Origin of the sequence: Streptomyces macrolidinus (assembly GCF_023887685.1) — a bacterium.
In the GTDB taxonomy this organism is placed as follows: Bacteria; Actinomycetota; Actinomycetes; order Streptomycetales; family Streptomycetaceae; genus Streptomyces; species Streptomyces macrolidinus.
In genome coordinates this window covers 203048-224103 of the sequence record NZ_JAMWMR010000006.1, presented here as the reverse complement: position 1 = coordinate 224103, position 21056 = coordinate 203048, and the positions used below count along the sequence as shown (strand labels likewise).

General features: G+C 72.4%; 23 protein-coding genes. 13 read left to right on the top strand and 10 right to left on the bottom strand.

The window, feature by feature from the left end:
* The 5 genes from NGF19_RS10145 (at position 1) to NGF19_RS10125 (ending at position 4693) form a co-directional block, all read left to right on the top strand.
* The gene (locus tag NGF19_RS10145) at positions 1 to 408 is read left to right on the top strand and encodes a GPW/gp25 family protein (protein ID WP_252424206.1); all 408 of its coding nucleotides are present in this window, start codon (positions 1 to 3) and stop codon (positions 406 to 408) included.
* Entirely contained in the window at positions 405 to 2372 is a 1968-nt protein-coding gene (locus NGF19_RS10140) for a putative baseplate assembly protein (RefSeq protein WP_252424205.1), read from the top strand. Before NGF19_RS10145 ends, NGF19_RS10140 begins: the two co-directional genes overlap by 4 nt.
* The gene (locus tag NGF19_RS10135; protein ID WP_252424204.1) at positions 2373 to 2933 is read left to right on the top strand and encodes a phage tail protein; all 561 of its coding nucleotides are present in this window, start codon (positions 2373 to 2375) and stop codon (positions 2931 to 2933) included.
* Positions 2934 to 3460: 527 nt separating this feature from the next.
* The gene (locus NGF19_RS10130; protein WP_252424343.1) at positions 3461 to 4171 is read left to right on the top strand and encodes an NADase-type glycan-binding domain-containing protein; all 711 of its coding nucleotides are present in this window, start codon (positions 3461 to 3463) and stop codon (positions 4169 to 4171) included.
* Positions 4172 to 4246: 75 nt separating this feature from the next.
* Positions 4247 to 4693 (top strand): hypothetical protein, encoded by a 447-nt coding sequence (locus NGF19_RS10125; RefSeq protein ID WP_252424203.1) that lies wholly within the window; start codon positions 4247 to 4249, stop codon positions 4691 to 4693.
* Between the two features lie 40 nt (positions 4694 to 4733).
* Here NGF19_RS10125 and NGF19_RS10120 read toward each other — a convergent pair whose 3' ends face one another.
* On the bottom strand, positions 4734 to 4949 hold the full coding sequence (locus NGF19_RS10120) for a hypothetical protein (protein ID WP_252424202.1): 216 nt from the start codon (positions 4947 to 4949) through the stop codon (positions 4734 to 4736).
* Between the two features lie 312 nt (positions 4950 to 5261).
* On the opposite strand from NGF19_RS10120, the gene NGF19_RS10115 reads away from it, so the two are divergent.
* Both NGF19_RS10115 and NGF19_RS10110 read left to right on the top strand, forming a co-directional pair.
* On the top strand, positions 5262 to 6362 hold the full coding sequence (locus tag NGF19_RS10115) for a hypothetical protein (RefSeq protein ID WP_252424200.1): 1101 nt from the start codon (positions 5262 to 5264) through the stop codon (positions 6360 to 6362).
* A 251-nt stretch (positions 6363 to 6613) separates the two neighbouring features.
* Entirely contained in the window at positions 6614 to 7000 is a 387-nt protein-coding gene (locus tag NGF19_RS10110; protein ID WP_252424199.1) for a peptidase inhibitor family I36 protein, read from the top strand.
* Positions 7001 to 7080: 80 nt separating this feature from the next.
* Here NGF19_RS10110 and NGF19_RS10105 read toward each other — a convergent pair whose 3' ends face one another.
* From NGF19_RS10105 to NGF19_RS10070, 8 genes are all read right to left on the bottom strand, one after another.
* Complete coding sequence (locus NGF19_RS10105) at positions 7081 to 7548, bottom strand: hypothetical protein (RefSeq protein WP_252424197.1); 468 nt, start codon at positions 7546 to 7548, stop codon at positions 7081 to 7083.
* Between the two features lies 1 nt (position 7549).
* Positions 7550 to 9154, bottom strand: coding sequence for an acyl-CoA synthetase (locus NGF19_RS10100; RefSeq protein WP_252424195.1), 1605 nt, complete (start codon positions 9152 to 9154; stop codon positions 7550 to 7552).
* Complete coding sequence (gene hcaB, locus NGF19_RS10095) at positions 9154 to 9990, bottom strand: 3-(cis-5,6-dihydroxycyclohexa-1,3-dien-1-yl)propanoate dehydrogenase (RefSeq protein WP_252424193.1); 837 nt, start codon at positions 9988 to 9990, stop codon at positions 9154 to 9156. The genes NGF19_RS10100 and hcaB overlap by 1 nt, the downstream gene beginning before the upstream one ends.
* Positions 9987 to 10844, bottom strand: a complete 858-nt coding sequence (locus NGF19_RS10090) for an alpha/beta fold hydrolase (protein ID WP_252424191.1) — start codon at positions 10842 to 10844, stop codon at positions 9987 to 9989. Before NGF19_RS10090 ends, hcaB begins: the two co-directional genes overlap by 4 nt.
* A gap of 118 nt (positions 10845 to 10962) precedes the next feature.
* On the bottom strand, positions 10963 to 11538 hold the full coding sequence (locus NGF19_RS10085; protein ID WP_252424189.1) for a 3-phenylpropionate/cinnamic acid dioxygenase subunit beta: 576 nt from the start codon (positions 11536 to 11538) through the stop codon (positions 10963 to 10965).
* Positions 11539 to 11606: 68 nt separating this feature from the next.
* A complete protein-coding gene (locus NGF19_RS10080; RefSeq protein WP_252424188.1) occupies positions 11607 to 12821 on the bottom strand; it encodes an NAD(P)/FAD-dependent oxidoreductase in 1215 nt (404 codons plus the stop codon).
* The gene (locus NGF19_RS10075; RefSeq protein WP_252424187.1) at positions 12818 to 13153 is read right to left on the bottom strand and encodes a non-heme iron oxygenase ferredoxin subunit; all 336 of its coding nucleotides are present in this window, start codon (positions 13151 to 13153) and stop codon (positions 12818 to 12820) included. The genes NGF19_RS10080 and NGF19_RS10075 overlap by 4 nt, the downstream gene beginning before the upstream one ends.
* The gene (locus NGF19_RS10070) at positions 13150 to 14499 is read right to left on the bottom strand and encodes an aromatic ring-hydroxylating dioxygenase subunit alpha (protein ID WP_252424186.1); all 1350 of its coding nucleotides are present in this window, start codon (positions 14497 to 14499) and stop codon (positions 13150 to 13152) included. The genes NGF19_RS10075 and NGF19_RS10070 overlap by 4 nt, the downstream gene beginning before the upstream one ends.
* A 100-nt stretch (positions 14500 to 14599) precedes the next feature.
* Here NGF19_RS10070 and NGF19_RS10065 point away from each other — a divergent pair, with 100 nt between their 5' ends.
* Genes NGF19_RS10065 through dmpG form a run of 5 tightly spaced genes read left to right on the top strand, consistent with a single transcriptional unit; the run spans position 14600 to position 19410 of the window.
* Complete coding sequence (locus NGF19_RS10065; protein WP_252424185.1) at positions 14600 to 15598, top strand: zinc-binding dehydrogenase; 999 nt, start codon at positions 14600 to 14602, stop codon at positions 15596 to 15598.
* Positions 15595 to 16581: a 3-carboxyethylcatechol 2,3-dioxygenase gene (locus NGF19_RS10060; protein WP_252424184.1), complete on the top strand. Its 987-nt coding sequence runs from the start codon at positions 15595 to 15597 to the stop codon at positions 16579 to 16581. Before NGF19_RS10065 ends, NGF19_RS10060 begins: the two co-directional genes overlap by 4 nt.
* Positions 16578 to 17453, top strand: a complete 876-nt coding sequence (locus tag NGF19_RS10055; protein WP_252424183.1) for a 2-keto-4-pentenoate hydratase — start codon at positions 16578 to 16580, stop codon at positions 17451 to 17453. The genes NGF19_RS10060 and NGF19_RS10055 overlap by 4 nt, the downstream gene beginning before the upstream one ends.
* Positions 17450 to 18394 (top strand): acetaldehyde dehydrogenase (acetylating), encoded by a 945-nt coding sequence (locus NGF19_RS10050; RefSeq protein ID WP_252424182.1) that lies wholly within the window; start codon positions 17450 to 17452, stop codon positions 18392 to 18394. The genes NGF19_RS10055 and NGF19_RS10050 overlap by 4 nt, the downstream gene beginning before the upstream one ends.
* On the top strand, positions 18391 to 19410 hold the full coding sequence (gene dmpG / locus NGF19_RS10045; RefSeq protein ID WP_252424181.1) for a 4-hydroxy-2-oxovalerate aldolase: 1020 nt from the start codon (positions 18391 to 18393) through the stop codon (positions 19408 to 19410). Before NGF19_RS10050 ends, dmpG begins: the two co-directional genes overlap by 4 nt.
* A gap of 106 nt (positions 19411 to 19516) precedes the next feature.
* On the opposite strand, the gene NGF19_RS10040 is transcribed toward dmpG, so the two are convergent.
* Positions 19517 to 20308 carry an IclR family transcriptional regulator gene (locus NGF19_RS10040; RefSeq protein ID WP_252424180.1) on the bottom strand — a complete coding sequence of 264 codons (792 nt, stop codon included), beginning with the start codon at positions 20306 to 20308 and terminating at the stop codon, positions 19517 to 19519.
* 149 nt (positions 20309 to 20457) lie between these two features.
* Between NGF19_RS10040 and NGF19_RS10035 the strand changes: the two genes are divergently transcribed.
* Positions 20458 to 21036 (top strand): helix-turn-helix domain-containing protein, encoded by a 579-nt coding sequence (locus NGF19_RS10035; protein ID WP_252424179.1) that lies wholly within the window; start codon positions 20458 to 20460, stop codon positions 21034 to 21036.
* Positions 21037 to 21056: the final 20 nt, after the last annotated feature.

Below are 21056 nucleotides of genomic sequence, written 5' to 3'. Positions count from 1 at the left end.
ATGGGCCGCCAATTCATCGGCGCGGGCTGGGCGTTCCCCCCGCGGACGGATGCCACCGGCAGCATCGCGCTGGTCCGGGACGAGCGGGAGATAGAGGAGTCGATCCGGCTGATCCTGGCCACCTCGCCCGGCGAGCGGCCGATGCGCCCGGAGTTCGGCTGCGCGCTCGGCGACTACGTGTTCGCGCCCGCCGACGCGGGCACGGCCGGTCAACTCGCCTACGAGGTACGGCTCGCGCTGGAGCGGTGGGAGCCGCGTATCGAAGTGGCCGATGTCTCCGTACGGTTCGACGACGCGGACGACGGGGTGCTCTACATCGACATCGGGTACGCGGTGCGCGGCACCAACGATCCGCGCAACCTGGTCTTCCCGTTCTATGTGATCCCGGACCACGAGGGGTCCGTATGACACTCCCCAGCCCGAACCTGGACGACCGGCGCTTCCAGCAACTGGTGGACGAGGCCAAGCGGTTGGTGCAGCAGCGCTGCCCGGAGTGGACCGACCACAACGTCTCCGATCCGGGTGTCACGCTGATCGAGGCGTTCGCCACCATGGTCGACCAGCTCGTGTACCGGCTGAACCGGGTGCCGGACAAGAACTACCTGGCCTTCCTCGATCTCATCGGGGTGCGGTTGTATCCGCCGACGGCCGCGCGGACCGATGCCACGTTCTGGCTGTCCGCGCCGCAGCCCGGCACCGTGCGGATCGCGGCCGGGACCGAGGTGGCCACCGTGCGCACCGAGACGGAGGAGGCGGTGGTGTTCACCACCGGCCGTGATCTGTCGGTCGTGCCGTGCGCGCTGTCCCATCTCGCCACCTGGCCGGCGACCGGCAACGCGGCTGACCGCTCACAGGAGTTGGCCCTCGGCCGCGACGTGCCGTGCTTCAGCGGTGCGCCCACCCCCGGGGACTGCCTGTACGTCGGACTGTCGGGGCCGGTGCCCGGCTGTGCGGTGGTCCTGCGGCTGGACTGCCGGGTGGACGGTGTCGGGGTCGATCCGCGCCGCCCGCCGCTGCTGTGGGAGGCCTGGGACGGCACCGGCTGGGTGGTGTGCGAGGTCGAGAAGGACGACACGGGCGGGTTCAACAAGGCCGGTGAGGTGATCCTGCATGTGCCCGGTGGGCACACCGCCTCGGTGGTGGCCGGGCACTCCGGTGGCTGGCTGCGCTGCCGTCTGGTCGAGGCCACGCCGGACCAGCCCACGTATGTGGCGTCCCCGACGGTCCGCGCGGCGAGCGCGTTCACCATCGGCGGCACGGTGGAGGCCGCGCACGCCGAGACCGTCGTGGAGGAGGTCCTCGGTCTGTCGGAGGGGGTGGCCGGGCAGGCGTTCGGGGTGGCCCGGCCGCCGGTGGTGGCGGGCGAGGAACCGTTCGTGGTGGAGGTGGCGGAGGGGCGCGGGTGGGTGGAGTGGACGCGGGTGGACGACTTCGCGCACTCCACGCCGTACGACCGCCACTTCACCCTGGACCCCAACTCCGGGCAGGTGGACTTCGGGCCCGCCGTACGGGAGTCCGACGGCACGCTGCGACTGTACGGCGCGGTGCCGCCGAAGGGCGCCGCGGTGCGGGTGCGGTCCTACCGTACGGGCGGGGGGCGGCGGGGCAATGTGGCGCGGGGTGCGCTGCGGGTGCTGCGCAGTTCGCTGCCGTTCGTGGCGCGGGTGGAGAACCGGCGTCCGGCGCTCGGCGGGGTGGACGGCGAGACGGTGGAGAACGCGCGGGTGCGCGGGCCGATGACGCTGCGCACCCTGCACCGTGCGGTGGTGCCGCGCGACTACGAGCTGCTGGCGCGCGAGGTGGCACCGGACGCCGCTCGGGTGGCGTGTGTCCCGGCCGGTCCGTCCGGGGATGGCGAGGCTTCCGAACAGGTGGGCGGTGTACGGCTGTTGGTGGTGCCGGCCGGTCGTGATGACGAGCAGGGGCGGATCCGGTTCCAGGAGCTGATCCCGCCGCGGGACACGCTCGCGATGATCGCGTCGTATCTGGACGAGCGGCGCCCGATCGGCACCCGGCTGGTCGTGGAGCCGCCCTACTACCAGGGGGTGACCGTGGTCGCCTCGGTGGCTGCGGGCCGTGGGACGGCGGCCGACCGGCTGCGCGAGGCGGCACTGGCGGCCCTGTACGGCTACTTCAATCCGCTGACGGGCGGACCGCGGGGCGAGGGCTGGCCGTTCGGGCGGCCGGTGCACTCCGGGGAGGTGTTCGCGGTGCTGCAACGCGTACCCGGCGTCGATCTCGTCGAGGACGTACGGCTGTTCCCGGCGGACCCGGTCACCGGGCGGCGCGGCGAGGCCGCCACGAAGATCGAACTCGACCGGCACGCGCTGGTGTTCAGCTATGAACACCAGTTGCGGGTGAGGGAGGCCTGAGTGCGCGGAACACTTCCGGGGCTGCCGACGCCGCACCCGCTGCTGCGTCAACTCCCCGCGGTCTACCTGGATCAGCCCTTCGTCCAGGGGTTCCTGGGCGCGCTGGACGAGGTGTTGGCGCCGGTGCTGCTCACCCTGGACAACCTGCCCGCGCATCTGGACCCGCGCACCGCGCCCGAGGATCTGCTGGCGTGGCTGGCGGAGTGGGTGGCGGCGGAGGTGGACGGGGAGCGGCCGGTCGAGCGGCGCCGGGCGGTGGTGGCCGGTGCGGTGGCCCGGCACCGGCAGCGGGGCACCCTGGCCGGGCTGGCCGCGGCGATCCGCGTGGAGACGGGCCTCGAACCGGAGATCAGCGAGAGCGGCGCCACGTCCTGGTCCGCCGAGCCGGGGTCGGCGCTGCCCGGTGCGGCACGGCCCTGGGTGCGGGTACGGGTGCGGGTGGCGGACGCGGAGGCAGTGGCGCCGGCCCGAGCGCGGCTGGAGCGGCTGGTGGCGGCCGAGGTGCCCGCGCAGGTGGGGTACGCGGTGGAGGTCGTGGCGGCGGACGGGGCGGGTGCGTGATGATCTGCCCCGACTGCGGCCACCGCAATGCGCCCGGCACCCGCTTCTGCGCGTCCTGCCAGGCGTTCCTGGCGTGGGAGGACGAGGAGCGCGGCGAGGAGCCGACCCCGGCGGCGGGGCCGAGCACTCCGCCGCAGGCGCCGCCGCGGCCCGCGTCTCCGCCACCGCCGACACCTCGGCCCTCCACCCCGCCACCGACGCCTCGGCCCGCTGCTCCCCCACCGCTGCCCACATCGCCGACCCCACCGCGCCCTTCGCTGCCGCCGTCGCCCCCGTCTCCGTCTCCATCTCCGACACGGCGCGCGCCCGCGTCCGATGCCTCCGCCCCGGTCGCCGCCGCGCCGACCCCACCAGCCGTACGGACCGGCACGACGACGCCCGCGGTCGCCCCCCGGCGTCCCGACGAGCCCCCGCACCACCCCTCAGGCCCCGGCCCGGACCACCCCACCGGCCCACCCGTGGACCCGCCGCCCCGCCCGGAGGATCCGCCGCCCCGCTCCGAGCGCCCCTGCCCGAGCTGCCGTGCCATGAACCCGTACGAGCGGCGGTTGTGCGTGCGCTGCGGGACCCTGCTCGACCCCGCGCGGGCCCCCGGCGAGGCGCCCAGGCCGCCCTGGTGGCGTCGGCTGCTGCCGCGCCGCGAGCGGCACCCGCTGGCGGCCGGGACCCGGCCCAAGCGCCGGGCGTGGCGCCGACCGCGCCTGACGCTGCCGTGGATCCTGGTCGTCCTCCTCGTCGCGGCATGGTTCGGCCGTGCGCAGCTCACCGAGCTGTTCTCCTTCGCGCAGAGCAGTACCGGTGACCCGAAGCCGGTGCACCCCGCGCAGGTGCGTGCCTCCAGTCAGGCGGCGTCGCACCACGCGCAGGCGGCCTTCGACGGCTTCAACAACCGCTACTGGGCGCCGGCCGACCCCGGCCGTGGCACGGGGCAGTATCTGGAGGCCGACTTCGAACGTCCGGTGCGGCTGCGCGAACTGCTGATCACGTCCGGGAGTTCGACGAAGTCCGACGAGTTCCTGGGCCAGGCACGGCCGTCGAAGATCACCGTCACCCTCGTCTCCTCGGAGGGCGAGCGCACCAGCAAGGTCCTGAACCTCAGCGACGCGCCCGGCCAGCAGAGCTTCACGGTGCGGGGGTCGGATGTGACGCGGGTACGGCTGACGGTGGACGCCGCCTACGGCGTCCGCGCGGACCGCCGGGTGGCCGTCGCCGAAGTGGAGTTCTTCGGGCGTCAGTGACAGCGGGCGCTGATGTACGCGGGCGCCGGAGACGCCTCCCTGAGTGAGGATGGCAGGGAGGAGCGGAGCCGATCGATGGCACGGATGTTCGTCAAGGGTGAGGACGTGGTCGTCCGCCTGTCGTGGTGGGAGAAGGCGGCGGCGCGTCGCTTCGGTGTGCGCGTGCCGCTGACGGCGGTGTGCCGGGTGGTCGTGGAACCCGACTGGTGGCGTGCGCTGCGCGGCGACCCCGGGCGAGGCGTGTGGCTGCCCGGTGCCCTGAGCGTCGGTACGCGTGTGCATCAAGGCGGGCAGGACTTCGTGGCGGTGCGGTCCGGCAGGCCCGTGGTGTACGTCGAAACCCGGCCTCCCGCACCCTTCCGTGCCCTCGCCGTCTCCGTACGGACGGGCCCGCGCGCGGAGGCCGCGGCGCGGGCGATCCGCGGGACCGCGCCGCTGATCGACACCTCCACGCCGTGGCGGCAGCCGCTCCCCGTACCCGAGGAGGAACCGGCCGGGGACGGAGCACGCGAGTTGGAGTGAGCCGCGACGGGGGCGCACGGAAGGCGGCTCGGTCCCGGCGTCACCGCGCGCAGCCGACGTCCAGTACCTCGATCACGTCCTCGTGAATGATGTACACGAGCCAGCACCACTCGCCGAAGGCCGCGGCCAGATCCGCCGGTATCTGGGCCTCCGGGTCCTCGGCCACCGCGTCGATGAGCTTGATGATCTCCTCGTGCACGTCGTCCGGGACGTCGACCAGCACGTCGGCGGCGCGTTGGATCAGTTCGACTTTCACGTCGCCCCCCGGGGGAGGGAAGGAGCACCACCGCCGGGGCGGAGCCGCTGTGCGCCGCGCCGGTCGGTGGATGACTAGGACCAGAATCCACCCGGACCCCAGGGATTCACCACTCGATCAGCAGCGGTGGCCTCCTGTCACCCGCTGCCGCGCCACCTGCGTGGACGGGCCGGGGAGCGGTCGGCTCGCCGGGCGATCTTCCGGAACGTTCCGCAGGATGGGTTCGGTCACCCGGCCACGGGCGAGGGACGGCGGGCCCACCCTTCCTCGTCCATGGCCGCGGTGCCGTACCCGACCCACCAGGAGCAGCTCATGGCAGCGATGACGGATGTCCTGATACCGGCGTTGGAGGACGCCCGTGAGGCCCACGCGGCGGTCGTCGACCGCTTCCGGACGGATGCGACCATCACCCCGCCGGGCATCCGGCGGCAACGGCTGGAACGCCAGGTGGCCGAGGCCCGGGACCACCTCGAACGGATCGAGGACCGGGTCCGCGAGATACGCCCGGCCCGCGGACTGTTCTCCGCCGCCGCGCGGTTGACGCGGTCCATGACCCGCGGTGCCGTGCGGGCGGCCGTGCTGCCCCTGAGAGCGGGGGCGGCGGTCGTGACGGAGACGGCGCACGGCCGTCGGCCCGCCGACGAGCGCCGACTGCTGAAGAACACCGAGGAGGCGTACGCCGCCGCGGCTCGTGCGCTGGCCACCTGTCAGGTGGGCAAGAACATCGCGGAACAGTTCCACGACCGGGAGACCGCCGAGCTGCTGTCCGTGCTGTGCCGCCAGGACGAGCAGATGCTGGAGACCCTTGAGGAGGATCTCGCGCGGCGGGCCATGGCCGTGGCGACGGCCACCGACGGCCACCGCTCCCCGCGGCCCGGAGCCACCGACCGCCGCAGGCTGCTGTACCTGGTCAGGCGCAGGGTGCGGGTGGCCATGGCCCGGCTGCGGTCCGCCTTCCGCAGAGGCACCGGACGCGCGCGCCACCAGGCCGAGGGCGCCCTGCGCGACGTACCCGACGTCACCCGCTTGGCAGAGCGCGCCCGTGACAGGGATCTGCCCATCCCCGGCTTCGGCCAGCTCGGCCTCACGGAGATCCAGCAGCGGCTGCGCGGCCTGTCCCAGACCGAGCTGACGGTGATCGAGGGCTACGAACGCTCCCACGCGGGCCGTGCCGGAGTGCTGCAGGCCATCAGGCACCTTCGCGAGGACGAGCCCTGGGCCGGATACGACGCGATGGGGCCGGAGCGGGTCAAGACGCATCTGCGCAACGTCTCCGACCGTGTGGTGCGGCAGGTACTGGAGTACGAGCGGCACCACCGGCAGCGTGACACGGTGATCAACGCGGCCAAGGGCGCGCTCGGCTCCAAGTCCGCGACCTCGCAGGACGGCGCCACCAGCAGCGCCGGCGCGTGATCTCCGGGGCGCGGCTGCGCGTCCCGGTACGGAGGCGCGGGCGCGCGTGCCCGCGCCTCCGTACCGACCCTCGTACGACACCGCGCCCCGACTTCGCCTCCCTTTCCCCTTAAAGGGCGGTTTACCGGCCTTGTCCTTGCTCGCGGTTCCGCCGCTGTGGCGTCCTCGTGAGCAGACGATCCCGCTGAACCTCCCCTGTCCCGCGTGGCACGGCCGCCCGGGACGTCCGGGGAGGAGAAGGAGTCCATGGCATGCGCCGATTCCGCTCGTTCACCCTCGCCGCTGTCGCGCTGGCCGCCGCCTTCGGGGGCGTCCCCGTCGCGGCGTCGGCCGCGACGCCCGCGCCCACGGTCCACCGGGCCGCCTTCAGTTGCACCCCGGGGTACTTCTGCATCTACAGCGACTACAACGGCGGAGGGGCCCGCTGTCAGTGGCGGCAGGCCAGCAAGGCGAACACCGCCGACGACTGCTCCTTCATCCGGAGCAACAGGAACGTCCGCTCGCTGTGGAACGGAACCGGGCACCGGGTCCAGTACTACACGGGCACCAACTACAACCACCGCGTCGGCTCCACCCCGGCCGGCCACGGCGGCAACCTCCAGGGCAACTACCAGATCCGGTCCTTCCGGCCGCAGTAGGCAGCCGGGGGCAGGCAGCCGCGCCGTACCCCTGTGGACTCTGCGCGTGTCCGCAGGGGTACGGCGGGGTGTGTACGGGCTCAGCTACCGGGGACGTGCTCCAGGTCCATGTCGGTGGCGGTGACCCAGTCCGGCTCGGCCACCAGCAGGCTGAGCTGCTGCTGCTGCCCGAGGTCCACGTCGACGACATGGCGGAACCCGGCGCGCACCGCCGCCGCGAGGCCGTCGTGGTCGCCCTCCTCGACAGCGTGGACGACTCTGCGGCAGTGCGGATCCGCCGCGCCGACCGCGTCCACCAGGCTCCGGAGCAGCACGGCCCGCGCGTCGCCGTCCGGGCAGCCGCCGTCGATCCGCACCTCCAGGTCGCGGGCTCCGGCCGGGTACGCGTCCCGGAGCCGCCCGGCCGCGCAGCGTTCCACCTGGACACCAACGACGTCGCCGCCCGGCCCGGACAGGCGCAGCCGGCCCGTGAAGCGCGTCCATGACTCCACCGTGGCCGTGCGGGCGGCCGGGACGGGAAGTGCGGGCAGGGCGGGGACCGCGAACACCTCAGCCCTCCTCTTCTGCCATGCGCCGGATGACGGTCTTGTCCAGCTTCCCGGAGGTGTTGCGCGGGAGGGCGGGGACGAGCGTGAGGCGGCGCGGCAGCTTGTACCGGGCCAACTGCCCGGCGGCGTAGGCCCGGATGTCCTCCAGGGTGATCGCCTCGGGGTCCGCCACGGTCACCACGGCGGCCACGGTCTCGCCCCACTGCTCGTCGGGGACCCCGACGACGGCGACGTCGTGCACGCCCGGCATGGCGGCCAGGACGCGCTCCACCTCGGCCGGGTAGACGTTCTCACCACCGCTGATGATCATGTCCTTGAGGCGGTCCACGATGTACAGGAAGCCGTCCTCGTCGAGGTGGCCGATGTCGCCGGAGTGGAACCATCCCTCGTCGTCGAAGGCCGCGCGCGTCGCCTCCGGGTTGTTCCAGTACCCGGCGGTGACGTTGGGGCCGCGGACGACGATCTCGCCGGGCTCGCCGGGCTTCAGCGGCTCCTGGGTGACCGTGTCGACGACGCGGACCTCGGTGAAGGGCATCGGGATGCCCGCGGAGCCGATCTTGTCCAGGGTGCGCTCGGCCGGCAGATGGGTGGCGAAGGGGGCGGTCTCGGTCAGTCCCCACGCCTGCTGGAGGAGCACGCCGTGGGCCGCGTACTGCTCTATCAGCGAGGGCGGCACGGGGGCGCCCGCGACCACGACGGCCCGCAGATGGCTCAGGTCCTGCTCGAAGACACCGGGCACGCGGGCCAGGGCGCCGAACATCTGGGGCACGCCGAACATCGAGTTCACCCGGTGGGTGACCACGTCGTCCAGACAGGTCTGCGGGTCGAAGGCGCGGCGCACCACCACCGTGCCGCCGCGCACCAGGGTGCGCAACACGAAGCTGTTCAGGGCCCCGATGTGGAAGAGCGGGGCGGCGGCGTAGGTGACGTCGCCGCGGCGGGTGTCCAGCCGCAGTTCGACGTTGACGGCGTTCCACCAGGCGTTGCCGTGGGTCAGTACGACCCCCTTGGGCGCGCCGGTGGTGCCCGAGGTGAACATCAGGATCGCCGCGTCGTCGGCGTGCTTGACGGCCAGGGCGGGGGTGGGCAGGGCGGTCTCCAGCAGCGGGGACCAGGGCTCCCAGCCCGCCGCGCCCGGCGTCGGTGCCTCCGGGTCGTCGTCCACGAGGAGGAAGCGGGTCAGGTGGGTCCGCTCGCGCACGCGCTCGACGCTCTCGCGGTGCCCTTCCTCGCAGACCACGACCGTGGCACCGCTGCCGTGCAGCACGCGCTCCAGCTCCGGTTCGGCCAGCCGGTAGTTGACCGGGACGAACACGGCGCCGAGCCGGAAGGCCGCCAGCATGGTCACCAGGAAGGCGCCGCTGTTGAGGCCGAGGTAGGCGACCCGGTCGCCGTCGGCGACGCCGCCCTGGGCCAGGACGGTCGCCAGCCGGGCCGACCGGTCGTCGAGCCGGGCGTAGGTGAGGTCGCCGCCCTCGTAGCGGACGGCGACGGTGTCGCCCTGGTGGCGGGCGTTGCGCGCGATCGCGGCGGCCGGGTTGAGGTCGACTCTCAGGCCGGAGTTGAGCGGGTGGGGCGTAGTCACGGTCGGCTCCTCATCGAGCATCAGAGGTCGTCGCCGCCGGCCGCACGCGCGAATCCGCGTACGCCGATGCCGCCGTCGACGGAGATCGCATGTCCGGTGATGGGACCACTTTGGGCGCGGGAGGCGAGCAGCACGTACGGGCCGGTGAAGTCACGCGGTTCCGTGCTGGAGTCGTGCAGCGGGATGGGCGGCGGCGGGGTGTCCGGGCCCTTCTTCGCGAAGGACGCCGAGATCGAACGACCGGCCAGGGCGAGGGACTCGGGCCCGCGCAGATCGGTGTTCATGCCGCCGCAGGCCACGCCGTTGACCCGGACCTTGGGGGCGAGTTCGTAGGCCAGTTCGCGCATCAGGCCCAGGCAGGCGTGCTTGCTCGCCGTGTAGAGGGGGCCGCCGCCGTTGACGTAGAAGGAGGCGTTGGACAGCGTCATGACGATGCTGCCGCGCGTCTTCACCAGCTCGCGCCAGGCCGCCTGGGCGGCCAGCAGATACCCCTTGACGTTGACGGAGAAGATCTCGTCGAAGGCGGTGTCCACCTCCTCGGGGCTGAGCCGGGTGAGCTGGCGCTGGTAGTCCCACACCCCGGCGTTGGCGACGAGGGTGTCCAGCTTGCCGAAGCGCTCGACGGTCTCGGCGACGGCGGCGGCGAGAGCCGCGCCGTCCCGCACGTCGGCCGTGACCGTGTGGACGCGGGACGGGTCGGCCACCGAGCGCACGACCTCCTCCAGCCGGTCCTTGTCCCGGCCGAGGATCGTGACGGAGGCTCCCTCGGCGAGGAAGCGTTCGGCGACGGCGCGGCCGATGCCGGACCCGCCGCCGGTGATCAGGGTCGCGTTCCCCTCGAGCCAGCCGCCGCTCATGCCTGCTCCCTGAGGAATCCGGTGACCAGTTCGTCGAACTCGCGCTGCCGCTCGAGCTGCACCCAGTGGCCGCAGCGCCCGAACACGTGCAGTTGCACGTCCCGGATGTTCTTGAGCATGAGCTGCGCGCCGTCAAGGGTGATCGTACGGTCGTCACGCCCCCACAGCAGAAGGGTGGGCGCGGTGATGCGATGCAGCTCACGCCAGAGCGGGTCCATGCCGCCGCGCCGGGCGAACGCCGCGTTGTAGCGGTGGTAGAAGGCGATGTGGCTCTCGTCGAGGGAGGCCTCGTAGCGGGCGCGTACGACGTCCTCGCCGAACTGGCGGTGGTCGAAGACCATGGTGCGGATGAACGCGGCCATCTTCTTCTCGCTGGGGCCGCCGCCGTTGTAGTAGCGGAACATCTCCTTCTGGCCCTCGGTGGGCGTGGGGCCGAAGGGCAGCCAGCCGCCGCCGGGGGCCATCAGCACCAAGCGGGTCACCCGCTCCGGGCGCTGCTGGGCCATGGCGAGGGCTGCGGCGCCACCGAGGCTGTTGCCCAGCAGATGGAAGGTGTCGATACCGAGGGCGTCGAGGGCCTGGTAGAGGGCGTCCACGGTGATCTCGGTGATCGACCGCTGCTCCAGCTCCTCCTCGCTCGGGCGGTAGCTGTCGCCGAAGCCGGGCTGGTCCGGCAGGACGACACGGAAGTGCCGGGCCAGGGCGGGGAGGTTCTGGTGGTAGTTGGCAGCACCGGAGGCACCGGGGCCACCGCCGTGCAGCATCACCAGCACGGGCCCTTCGCCGGTTTCGGCCACGGCGATGTCACCCAGCGAGGTGGGCACGCGGTGGTGCTTGAGGTCGAGGTCGGTCACGGGATGTCCCTCACAAGGAGATCGGCAGGAGAGATCGGCAGGAGTCTGCAGGAGAGATCGGCAGGAGGTCGGCGGGGAGCGAGGTGGCGGGGTGGTACGACGCGAGGCGGACCGGTGGTCAGAAGAACGTCGAGATGTTCTTCGCCTGGAGGATGTTCTGCTCGAGGAGGATGGTCCTGCGGGCCACCTGGAGGCCGCGGTCGCCGCCGCGGCGCAGGATGTCGGTACGGCTGCCCGCGAAGACGTTCTCCTCGCGCTCCAGCCGGTTGCGGTAGACCAGGAACGCCGAGCGCACCCACAGGTCGTCGGTGGTGAACCCGTCGTGCTCGGCGGGGTCCACATGCCGCACCATCACGTTCGTCACCAGGTGCCGGGTCCGCGAGGGCGGGTCCTCGGCCCAGGCCATGCCCGAGTCGAACCGGCGTACGCGCCAGGCGAGGCTGTCCTTGCTCTCGTCGTAGAAGGCGGCCTCGCCCCGCGCGGCCACGGACAGGGACTGCTGGCGGCGCAGCCGGTTGGTGCGGGTCGGCATCCAGTAGTCGAGGTCGTCGGCGAGCAGGTCGAGCCAGTCGGCGTAGCGGCCGGCGTCGAGGAGGTCGGCCTCCTCGTAGTAGAACTGCTCCACCTCGAAGTGCGTGTCACGGTCGGCGCGCGCCCCCGCGCGTGACCGGTTCTGCTCGATGGCTGTGCTCACGGTGTCATTCGATCCCTTCTGCGGGGCGAGGCGTTACGGGGTGTGCCGCTGGACGGCACACCGGCACGTCATCCGCGCAGCAGCGTGCGCAGGTTGACGGCCGGGTCGGCCAGTCGGGCGGCGTCGACCGTGACGCGGCGGTCGATCATCCGGCGGGCGGCCCGTACGGCGGACGGGTCGTCGACGGAGGCCGCCGCGACGACCCGTTCGTCGCGCAGCCCGAAGACCGCGAAGGACGGGTCGTCCAGGGAGCCGCGGAGGACCGTCCGCGTGGCGTCGGCCATGCTGCCCACGCCTTCGATGTGGTGTCCGTGCCGGTCGGTCCAGAACCAGGGGGCGGTCGGGGCCGGGGGCGGGGTGCCGAGGACCGTGGCCGCCGCGCGGGCGCCGTCGTGCTGCGCGGCTTCCCAGTGTTCGGTGCGCGGCAGAAGGGTGCCCTCGTGGCGGGTCCGCGCGGGGTCGCCGACGGCGAGCACCGCCGGGTTCGAGGTGACCTGCCGGGTGTCGACGACGATGCCCCGGTCGACCTCCAGCCCTGCCTGCTCGGCGAGTTCGGTGCGCGGCACCATGCCGACGCCGAGGACCACCGCGTCGAAGAGCTGTGGCGTGGCGTCGCCCGTGAAGCGTGCCTCGATGCCGTCGGGGCGGTCCGTGAAGGACTCCACGGCGGCCTGTGCGGTCGTGACCCGGTGCCGGGTGTGCAGGGTGTGCAGCCAGGTGGCCAGTTCCGGGCCGAGCGGGGCGGCGAGGGGGGTGGCCACCGGGTCGACCAGGACAACCTCGCAGCCGAGGCGTACGGCGGTGGCGGCGACCTCGGCGCCGATCAGTCCGGCGCCGACGACCAGCAGCCGGGCGCCGGGGAAGAGCGCCGGACGCAGCCGGTCGGCGTCGTCCGCGGTGCGCAGGACGTGGACGCGGTCGCTGCCCGCTCCCGGGATCGGGGGCCGGGCGGCGCCGCCGCCGGTCGCGAGGACGACGCGGTCGGCGGGCAGCAGCCGGCCGTCCGCCAGCTCCACGGCGCCGTCGCTCGGCCGCAGGGCCGTCACGACCGCCCGGTTGACCAGGCGGACCCGCTGGTCGTCGTACCAGTCGGACGTCTGGAGAGCGATCTGCCCGAGGTCCTTGGTCCCGGCCAGGAAGGCCTTCGACAACGGCGGGCGGTCATAGGGGAATTCGCCTGCGTCGACGAGGGAGAGATCGCCCTCGAAGCCTCCTGCGCGCAGGGCGGCGGCGGTGCTGACGCCCGCGATGCCGCCACCCACGATCACCACACGGTCGGTCACGGCGTCTCCCCCGGGAAGAGGTAGACCTCGCCGTCGCGTACCTCGACGCGGTGCGGGCAGGCGTTGCGGGTGGCGGGCAGGCCCTGGACGTCGCCGTTCTTCAGGCAGAACTTGCTGGAGTGCAGCGGGCATTCGACATACCCGTCCTCCACCCAGCCGTCGGCGAGCGAGGCGTCCCCGTGGGTGCAGGTGTCGTCCAGCGCGTACACGCTGTCGTCGGTGTCGCGCAGCAGGGCGATGTCGTCGGCGGTGCCGGTGACCGCCTTGTCGATGGCGATGCCCTCGCCCTGGGGGATGTCGTCCAGGGCGGCGACGCGGATGCCGTCACTCATTTCTGCTCCTCGTGCCAGGCAGGGGTGTTCATCAGATCGCGCCAGCGGGTGTAGAAGGCGCGTCCGGCGGCGTCGCTGTACAGCTCGCTGGTCGTGCCGGGGTGGCGGCCGTCCGCACGCTCGGAGCCCATCCCCATCTGGTAGTTGAGGGCCACGTTGTTGGTGATGAAACCGTGCGAGATGGCCTGGCACTCGCTCCAGTTCTCGCCGTCGTCCTGCTCGAAGATGCCGCTGGGTCCGAACGTGCGCAGGTTGTACAGGCGTTGGGCCTCACGCACCTCGGGCGGCATCGACTTGTCGACGATCGTCCAGGCCCACACCTCCATCTTGTCGGGGCCCTTGGGGTGCCAGACGCGCAGCGAGCCGTTGACGGGGAGGTAAGAGAAGTTGGGGAAGACGGTGGCGTGGCCGTTGGTCAGCGGTCCTTCGACGCGGGCTTCGCCGAGGCGTGCGCGCAGCGCGTCGTAGTCCATCCACCGGTGCACGGTCTGGGCGTCGAACCGGTTCTTGGGGTGGACCGGGAAGCCCGCGCCGTTGCCGTTCGCGTCGGAGTACTGACGGCCGGTGCGGTGGACGACCTCGTCCTTGGGCTTCTTGCCCGCCGGGGCGAGCGCCATGAGCGCGGAGGCGTGGCTCATGTTGACGTGGTACCAGTCGGTGGCGAACTGCTCGGCCGCCAGCTTCCAGTTGCCTTCGAGGACCCACTTGTGGACGCCGCCCACCACGACGGTGCCCTCGTCGTCGTGGTCGAGCATCGCGTCCATGTACCAGGCCATGTCGCCGAGGGACTCGCGCAGGGACACGGGCTCGGGGTTCCAGGTGCCGAAGACCAGCCCCTGGTACGTCTCCACGTGCGGGACCTCCACCAGGCCCCACTCCCCCGTCTCGAAGGACTCGGGGTAGCCGTCCTGGTTGGGCACGCTGACCAACGCGCCGTCCAGGTTGAAGGACCAACCGTGGTAGGTGCAGGTGAAGTTGCGCGTGGTGCCGGAGTCGGCGCGGCAGACGCGGGCGCCGCGGTGCCGACAGGAGTTGAGGTAGGCGCGGATCCGCCGGTCACGGTCGAGGGTGACGATGACGGGGTCCTCGCCCATGTACGTGGTGAAGAAGTCACCCGGCTTGTGGAACTGGTCGGTGTGGGCCAGGAACAGCCAGCTCGGGGCGAAGACACGGCGCAGCTCCTGCCGGTAGAGCTGCTGGTCGGTGAAGACCACCCGGTCCAGCAGCCCGCCCTCGGTGTCCACGAGCCCGGAGACGTCGATGTTCCGTGCCAGGTCTGCCGGGCGCCGCAGGGCCCCGCGCGGGGCCGTCGTGGCCGCGCCCTGGGGTTCGTTCGTCGAGGTCATGGCCCCAGCAAACCCAGGGGGGCGAGCCGTCGCCATCCGTCGTTCCGCAGGACGGAACACGGGCTGTCGGCGGGCGCGGGCCGCGGGGGAGCGTGAGCCCATGCTTGCTGCAACCGCTGTCTCCCAGAGCGCGACCGACCCGCTCGCCGGGCTCGTCCTGGGTGATGTTCCCCCGCCCGAGCGCCGGCCCGGCTGGTCGACCGTCCGTGTGGTCTCGTCGTCGCTCAACATGCACGACCTGTGGACCCTGCGCGGTGTCGGCCACCCGCCCGAGCGGCTGCCCGTCGTCCTCGGCTGCGACGCCGCCGGGTACGACGAGGACGGCAACGAGGTCCTGGTGCATCCCGTCATCGCGGACGCGGACGCCGGTATGGGCGACGAGACGCTGGACCCGGGGCGCGCGCTGCTGTCCGAACAGCACGACGGCGCCTTCGCCGAGCTGCTGTCCGTGCCCACCCGCAATCTGATCCCCAAGCCGTCGTGGCTCTCCTTCGACGAGGCCGCCTGCCTGCCCGTCGCCTGGGGGACCGCCTACCGGATGCTGTTCACGCAGGCACGGATCACCGCGGGCGACCGGGTGCTCGTGCAGGGCGTGGGCGGCGGTGTCGCCTCGGCCGCGATCAAGCTGGCCCTGGCCGCGGGCGCCGTCGTGTACGCCACCAGCCGCAGCGAGGAGAAGCGGGCCGAGGCCCTTGCCTGGGGTGTGCGGGCGGCGGTGCCGTCCGGTGAGCGGCTGCCCGAGCGGGTCGACGTCGTGATCGAGACGGTCGGCGAGGCCACCTGGTCGCATTCGCTGAAGTCGCTGCGGCCCGGCGGCACGGTCGTGATCGCGGGGGCGACCAGCGGCACCAATCCGCCCGCCGACCTCGGGCGGATCTTCTACCTCCAGCAGCGTGTCCTCGGTTCGACCGGGTGCACCCGCAGTGAACTGGTGGCGCTGCTGAAGCTCATGGACGCCACCGGGCTGCGTCCGGTGATCGACCGCACGCTGCCGCTCACGGAGATCCACCAGGGCTTCCAGCTCATGCTCGACGGGCGACTCACGGGCAAGCTCGTCATCCATCCGTCCGGCTCGCAACCGTCAGGAGCACCGCGATGACCGCCGCCGCCGTCGGCCTGTCCCACTCCCCCCTCATCGGCAAGAACGATCCCGACCCTCAGGTCGTGGCCGCGGTCGACAGCGCCGTGGACACCGCGCGCGCCTTCGTCCGCGCCTTCGATCCGGACCTGGTCGTCCTGTACGCCCCGGACCACTACAACGGCTTCTTCTACAAGGAGATGCCCCCGTTCTGCCTGGCCACCGAGGCGCACGCGGTCGGTGACTTCGGTTCGTCGGCCGGTCCTCTCTCGGTCGACACCGAGGCGGCGCGCGCGCTCGCCCGCGGGGTCCTCGACCGGGGCGTCGATCTGAGCGTCTCGGCCCGGATGACCGTGGACCACGGCTTCGTGCAGCCGCTGGAGGTCCTGTTCGGCGGCATCGACCAGGTGCCGGTGGTGCCGGTGTTCGTGAACGGTGTCGCCACGCCGCTCGGGCCGGTCAGCAGGATCCGGGCCCTCGGGACCGCGCTGGGGCAGGCCGCGACCGAACTCGACCGGCGGGTGCTCTTCCTCGGCTCCGGCGGGCTCTCGCACGACCCTCCGGTGCCGGTGCTCGACGGCGCCCCGCCGCGGGTGGCCGACGCGCTCATCGAGGGCCGTCCGCCCACCCCGGAGCAGCGGGCCAGGGGCGAGCAGCGCGTCATCCAGGCCGGTCGCGACTACGCGGCGGGCTCCACCACGATGATTCCGCTCAACCCGGCCTGGGACAACCTCGTCCTCGACACCTTCGAGCAGGGCCGACTGGCCGACGTCGACGGCTGGACCGTGGAGTGGATGGGCGCCGAGGGCGGCGGCTCGGCGCACGAAGTGCGCACGTGGGTCGCCGCGTTCGCCTCGCTGGCCGCGACCGGCCCGTACCGCATGACGTCCCGCTTCTACGCGCCGGTCCCCGAGTGGGTCGCGGGCTTCGCCGTGGCGACCGCGGAGCCGTCGACCGGTACAGCGGCCGAACAGCCGCTTCGCGAAGGGGAGTCGGGCCGATGAGCGAGCGCGAGAAGGCCATTGCCGCGGCCGTGGAGCGGCTGGAGACCGCCGCCGCCGAGCGGCGCCCGTGCGCCCCGGTCCGCGACCTCGTGGGCACGGCCGACGTCGCGACGGCGTACGCGGTGCAGCGCCGTCTCACCGAGCGCAGACTGGCGGCCGGAGCAGTCGTCACCGGTCGCAAGATCGGTCTCACCTCGCCCGCGGTGCAGCGTCAACTCGGCGTGGACCAGCCGGACTTCGGGGTCCTGTTCGCCGACATGGACGTCTCCGGCGAGGCGGCGGTGCCGATGGCCCGGCTGCTCCAGCCGAAGGCCGAGGCGGAGATCGCCTTCGTCCTGGCCGCGGACCTGGACGAGGAGGACCTCGATCTCGCCGCGGTCCGCGCGGCGGTGGCCTACGCGGCACCCGCCCTGGAGATCGTGGACAGCCGCGTCGCCGACTGGGACATCACCCTCGGCGACACCGTCGCCGACAACGCCTCCAGCGGGCTGTACGTGCTCGGTGAATCCCGGCTGCCGCTCGGCGAGTTCGAGCCACGCGAGACGGTCATGCGGATGTACGTCGACGGGGCGCTCGTCTCCGAGGGTGACGGCGCGGCCTGCCTCGGTGATCCTCTCAACGCCCTGCTGTGGCTGGCCCGTACGGCCCGCACGCTCGGGGACCCCCTGCGCGCCGGCCAGGTCGTGCTCTCCGGCGCCCTCGGCCCGATGGCCGTCGTCACGCCCGGCGTCACCGTCCGCGCGGAGATCTCCGGCCTCGGCCAGGTGACCGCCACGTTCAGCGACGAGGCCACGTCGACCGACAGAACCACGTCCACCGACCAGGCCCCATGCGCCGACCAGCACGACAAGGACCCTAAGGACCCTTCATGACGAAGACGAAAGTGGCCGTGATCGGCTCCGGCAATATCGGAACCGACCTGATGATCAAGGTCCTCCGGCTCTCCGAGACCTTGGAGATGGCGGCCATGGTCGGCATCGACCCGGCCTCGGACGGCCTCGCCCGCGCCCGGCGGCTGAAGGTGCCCACCACCCACGAGGGCGTGGACGGGCTGATCGCGATGGACGGCTTCGAGGACATCGACATCGTCTTCGACGCCACCTCGGCCAAGGCCCATCTCGTCAACGCCGAGAAGCTCCGGCCGTTCGGCAAGACGCTGATCGACCTCACCCCCGCGGCGATCGGCCCGTTCGTCGTCCCGGCGGTCAATCTCGACGCCCATCTGGACGCGGACGACGTCAACATGGTCACGTGCGGCGGCCAGGCGACCATCCCGGTCGTCCACGCCATCGCCCGGACGACTCCGGTCCCCTATGCGGAGATCGTGGCCTCCATCGCCTCGAAGTCGGCGGGCCCCGGCACCCGCGCCAACATCGACGAGTTCACCGAGACCACCTCGGCGGCCATCGAGAAGGTGGGCGGCGCGGCGCGCGGCAAGGCGATCATCGTCCTCAACCCCGCGGAGCCGCCGCTCATCATGCGGGACACCGTCTTCTGCCTCATCGGCGACGCCGATCACGACGCGATCCGCGCCTCGGTCGCCGACATGGTGGCGGAGGTCGCCCAGTACGTGCCCGGCTACCGGCTCAAGCAGGACGTCCAGTTCACCCGGCTCCCGGCGGACGAGCCCGTGCACACCCTCCTGCCCGACGGCGCACCCGAGGTGACCACCCGGGTGTCGGTGTTCCTGGAGGTGGAGGGCGCCGCCCACTATCTGCCCGCCTACGCCGGCAATCTCGACATCATGACCTCGGCCGCCCTGCGCACCGCCGAGCGCATCGCCCAGCACGCACACCAGGGGGCATCCGTATGACCACGAACCTGTACGTCCAGGACGTCACGCTGCGGGACGGCATGCACGCCGTACGGCACCGCATCACACCCGCCGACGTGACCCGGATCGTCGCCGCCCTGGACGCGGCCGGGGTCGACGCGATCGAGGTCGCCCACGGCGACGGTCTGGCGGGCGGCTCGCTGAACTACGGGCCCGGCAGCAACACGGACTGGGAGTGGATCGAGGCCGCCGCCTCCGTCCTCGAACGGGCCACGCTCACCACGCTGTTGCTGCCCGGCATCGGCACCATCGCCGAACTGCGGCACGCGCACTCCCTCGGTGTGCGGTCCGTGCGGATCGCCACCCACTGCACCGAGGCCGACGTCGCCGCCCAGCACATCGCCACGGCCCGCGAACTCGGCATGGACGTCTCCGGGTTCCTGATGCTCAGCCACATGGCACCCGCCGAGAAGCTGGCCGAGCAGGCCAAGTTGATGGAGTCGTACGGCGCCCACTGCGTGTACGTCACCGACTCCGGCGGCCGGCTCACCATGGACGGCGTCCGCGCACGCGTGCGCGCCTACCGGGATGTGCTGGACCCCGGGACGCAGATCGGCATCCACGCCCACCAGAACCTGTCCCTGGCGGTGGCGAACTCCGTCGTCGCCGTCGAGGAGGGCGTCACCCGGGTCGACGCGTCGCTCGCCGGGCACGGCGCGGGCGCGGGCAACTGCCCGATCGAACCGTTCGTGGCGGTGGCCGAGTTGCAGGGCTGGCAGCACGGCTGCGACCTGTTCGCCCTCCAGGACGCCGCGGACGATCTCGTACGACCCCTGCAGGACCGTCCGGTCCAGGTCGACCGCGAGACGCTCACCCTCGGCTTCGCGGGTGTCTACTCCAGCTTCCTGCGGCACGCGGAGGCCGCCTCCGGGCAGTACGGCATCGATGTGCGCGACATCCTGATGGAGGTGGGCCGACGCGGGCTGGTCGGCGGCCAGGAGGACATGATCGTCGACATCGCACTGGACCTGCTGAGGTCGGCCCCGGCGTCCTGACCGTCGAGAGCCGGAGGGTGGGTACCGAGGACATGCCGTCGTCGGTACCCACCCTTGGTCGCCATGCCTTTGGTCGTCGCGCGCAACGGACCGCGAGCCCCGGAACCTACGCGGCGTACGTCCGCGCGACCCGCGCCGCCCAGGCCCGTGACGCCGAGGCGCAGACGCGGCGCGCCTGGCCGCTCAGCGCGCGGGTGTCGATCCGGCCGTGCCGCCCGGCGACCGAGAGCGCCGCGACGGCCCGGCCGCCCCGGCTGAGCACGGGGGCGGCCACGCAGGCCAGTCCCGGCTGGTACTCCTCGTCGTCGAAGGCGACACCGCTGCGACGGATGGCGTCCAGTTCGGCGGCCAGCTCGTCGGGGTCGGTGAGGGTGTGGTCGGTGAAGCGCTCCAGCGGCTCGGACAGCACCCGCTCCGCGGCGTCGGAGTCGTAGGCGAGCAGCACCTTGCCGACCGCCGTCGTATGGGCCGGCAGCCGACCGCCGATCCGGGACGGCACGGGCGTGGGGCGGTGGCCGTAGAGCTTGGCGAGATAGACGACGTGCGTGCCGTGCAGCACGGCCAGGTGCACGGTCTCCCGGGTCGTCTCGTACAGGTCGGCCAGGTAGGGCAGCAGCAGGTCGCGGACCCCCTCCGCGCCCGGGGCGTAGACGGCGCGGCCCAGATGGTGCAGCCGCTCGCCGAGCCGGTAGCCGGTGCCGACGCGTTCCACGACGCCGTTGCGCTCCAACATGCCGAGCACCCGGTACGCGGTCGACTTGCTCATCCGTGCCCGCCGTGCGAGCTCGCTGACACCCGTCTCCCCGTGCGCCCTGTCTCCCAGGACGACGAGGAGGCTGATGGCCTTGTCGACAGCGGCCCGGTCGTCGCGCACGGGGCCGTCGAGGGTCGCGGTCATGGTGGTTCACCTCACCCTCAAGGGGCGGCGTCACTTTCAATTGACGCCGCGGAAACCTTTACGTGACAAGGATGCGAACACCGCGGCCGTTCGTCAACAATGACGGGATGCACATTAAAAGTGACACCTTGCCCCGGGAGAACGATCTCGTGGCACGCAACGTGCGGCGTTTCCGGCTGGAGAGGGGGATGTCCCTGGGTGAACTGGCCCGCCGGTCAGGCCTGTCGAAGCAGACGCTGTCCAAGATCGAGCAGGGGGCGGGCAATCCCACCGTGGAGACCCTGGCGCTGCTCGGGGCGGCGCTCGACGTACCCGCCCGGCGGCTGCTGACCGAGTGGGGCACCCCGGTCTACGTCCAGCGGCACGACGAGGGCGAGTGGTCCGACGCGGCGCACTGGAGCGAGCGCCCGCTGGACGAGACCTACGGCTCCGGCTACGTCCGGACCCTGGTGCTCCGCCTGGAGCGCGGTGCGGGCGCCCCGGAGACGATCGCTCCGCACGCCGCGGGCACGCTGCATCATCTCTACGTGATCACGGGGAAGCTGCGCACCGGCCCGCTCAGCGAGCCGGTGGACCTGTCGGCGGGTGACTTCGTGCGCTTCCCCGGCGATGTTCCCCACCACCATGTCTGCCTCAGCGACCGGGTGGTGGCCCACATGGTGACCACCCTCCCCCAGCTCCGCCGCTTCCGGCCCATCGTCACCAACGGGCTGGCCCCTTCGGGGTGACGCGGCCGGGGAAGGGAACG